We start from the raw sequence: 2888 nt of genomic DNA on the forward strand, positions 1-2888 counted from the left end.
AAATAAGGTGCTAATTCTGCTGAATCAGAAAATAAATAACCACTTACTGCCGTTTCGGGGAATACTGCATAATCAACGCCTTGTGCCGCCACTTTTTCCGCTGCTTCCGCGAGACGGCGAATATTCCCCTCTAAGTCGCCCCAAGCGGGAACAAAATCAACAGCAGCAACTTTACTGCTTTTCTTCACTGTTAAATGGTTCATGCTATTCGTCCTTATTTAATAACCACCGTTATTGTCAGAAGTCATATAAAGCAGCCCAACTATTGGCTAAACCAACAAATAACGAATATTCAAAAAATGGATGAGTGAAGCCGACTCATCAATAATGATGAGGTAACAAACTTCTTAATTGATTTATTACGTTTATTTAATTAATGCGTAGCACTCTTATTTCGATATCATTAATCTCTATTATTTAGCCGTAGCCCAATTAATTTATTTAAATAATAAAATTAATTGGGCTGGATAATTTAAATAACTTTTTTCGTTTTCATTTCAGCTATTTGTTGTTCGCTATAGCCTAACTCTTTTAAAATTTCGCTATTATGTTCACCTAAAAGTGGTGCACTTTTTATTTCAGGCGTAAAAGCTGAAAATTTCATTGGGCAACCCACCGTCAAATAATGGCCTCTCAATGGTTGTTCTACTTCAACAATAGAGCCACTGTCACGCAAAGATGGGTCATACATAATCTCTTTCATACTCAAAACCGCCGAGCAAGGTACGCCGAACTGGTCAAAGTAATCTGTTAGCTCATGTTTATCTTTGTCTTTAGCAATCTCTTCAATAGCATCCCAAACATCTTGGATATGGCTGACCCGTGCTTCTGTGGTTGCAAAGGCAGGATCGGTTTTCCACTCAGGTTTACCTAATGCATCACAGGTATTGGCCCAGTTGTGATCTTGATTGATAAAATAGATATAGGCATTCGGGTCATGATCACTCCCTTTACATCGCAACATCGTTCCCGGTTGCCCTCCACCGCTGGCATTACCGCCACGCGGTACTGCATCACCAAATGAACCATTTGGATATTGAGGATACTCTTCTAAAAAACCGAGTTTTTCGAGACGTTGCTGGTCACGCAATTTAACGCGGCATAGGTTAAGCACGGCATCTTGCATCGACATAGTGACACGTTGCCCTTTCCCCGTTTTCTCGCGTTGCAGTAATGCTGCTAATAAACCAATTAATAGGTGCATACCAGTATTGCTATCGCCTAGTGCCGCTGAACTCACAACCGGTGGGCCATCAGGAAAACCCGTTGTTGATGCGGCTCCCCCCGCGGCCTGCGCAACGTTTTCGTAGGCTTTCACATTCGCATAAGGGGAGTTTTCATTGAACCCTTTGATGGAGCCAAAAATCAGGCGTGGGTTTAGCTGTTGAATGACTTCCCAGGTAAACCCCATATGGTCAATCGCTCCCGGATGGAAATTTTCAACCAAAATATCTGCTTGGCGGATCAGCTTTTCCATCACCTCTTTGCCTTCAGGGGTTTTCGTGTTCAGCTCTAGCGAACGCTTATTACTATTGAGCATGGTAAAATACAATGCATCAACATCAGGAATATCTCTAAGCTGGTTACGGGTGACATCCCCAATCCCCGGTCGCTCAATTTTTATTACATCTGCCCCGAACCAAGCCAACATCTGAGTACATGATGGGCCAGACTGTACCCCTGTAAAATCAAGAACACGAATGCCTTCAAGTGGAAGTGGAAAAGCCATAATCACTCCTTATTGTATGATGGATACGAGGCATCTATTTGATGCCTCACCTTCATCTATTTATTATGCAACCAAACGCGCAACGTAGATCCACAACGGTGCTGCGATGATAAAACCAAGTACACTGACTGCGAGGGATGCTGTTCCCGTACGGGTATACAGGTTAAAACGGCTCGCGATAATAATTCCAGAGAAGGCAGGCGGTAATGCGCCGGCTAATACCATCATCTGTAGTTGCTCTGAGCTCATATTAAATGTCATACCAACTAGCAATAATAAGCCCGGCATCAATATTAATTTGAGTAAGGTGTTGTAGATAATTTCACCATCAAATTCGAATTTATTCGCGGCCAGTGTCAGGCCGGCTGCAAATACCGCGACACCGGAGTTAGCTTTGGCAATAAGGTCAAAGGTCGGGTCCCAAACATCAGGAATTTTAATCCCGATTAATACCAAAACTGTCGCCAATACTGGTGACCAGACAACAGGCTCTTTGAATGCCGAAATAAGAGCATCCATACCGCCGCCGCCTTTTTTACCATCAGCATTGGAAGGGTTAAGTAAGAATAAGCCAATTGGGATAGTAATCGCATTCACGATAATCGAAATAATCGCCACAACTAAACCGGTTGATACGGTTTGCCCATAGATAGGATCCAAAACCGCAAAACCAAGGAAGCCAATGGTAGGAGAGCCAGCAATCAATGCACACACCGCGGCTTCACCACGACTATGTTTAAAAATGTACTTACAACTAAAGAAAGAAAAGAAAAAACAGACCAATAGCACGACAAACGAAATAATTGTCAGCTTAGTATCTGCAAAAATCATTTCACGGTTTGCACGCACAATGGAGACAAATAACGCGGCAGGCAAAGCATAGTTTAAAACCAGTTTATTAAATGCTTTTGCTTGGTCATTGGTAAATACGTTGCGTTTACCGCTAGCGTATCCCAGAACCATAATGATAATTATGGGCAATAAATCGCTCATAAATATCTTAAACATAAAATCAGCCATATGATTTTCACCTATTTTGGGCAAAAGCGTTCCTATGCCACTTAAAAGAATAAGTGGCACAGAAACCATTTAAATATTTATTTCATTGAAATAACGCTAATTTTTCACAACAGATTTCGGATTTAAGTTACCAATATGA

General features: G+C 41.8%; 3 protein-coding genes. All 3 read right to left on the bottom strand.

Annotated elements, in window-relative coordinates; genetic code table 11:
* Window positions 1–203: nitrilase-related carbon-nitrogen hydrolase (locus tag PR675_RS20555; protein WP_336297851.1), on the bottom strand; the 203-nt coding region annotated here is incomplete at its 3' end.
* 269 nt (window positions 204–472) lie between these two features.
* A complete protein-coding gene (frc, locus tag PR675_RS20560) occupies window positions 473–1729 on the bottom strand; it encodes a formyl-CoA transferase (RefSeq protein ID WP_042117085.1) in 1257 nt (418 codons plus the stop codon).
* A gap of 63 nt (window positions 1730–1792) precedes the next feature.
* Window positions 1793–2737 carry a transporter YfdV gene (yfdV, locus tag PR675_RS20565; protein WP_014657170.1) on the bottom strand — a complete coding sequence of 315 codons (945 nt, stop codon included), beginning with the start codon at window positions 2735–2737 and terminating at the stop codon, window positions 1793–1795.
* Between the last annotated feature and the right edge of the window lie 151 nt (window positions 2738–2888).

The sequence above is a fragment of the Providencia sp. PROV261 genome (assembly GCF_028477945.1).
In the GTDB taxonomy this organism is placed as follows: Bacteria; Pseudomonadota; Gammaproteobacteria; order Enterobacterales; family Enterobacteriaceae; genus Providencia; species Providencia stuartii.

Bases quoted from the DNA above. Each gene is read 5' to 3' on its own strand.
- yfdV (WP_014657170.1), bottom strand. From the start codon at position 2,737: ATGTTTAAGATATTTATGAGCGATTTATTGCCCATAATTATCATTATG.
- frc (WP_042117085.1), bottom strand. From the start codon at position 1,729: ATGGCTTTTCCACTTCCACTTGAAGGCATTCGTGTTCTTGATTTTACA.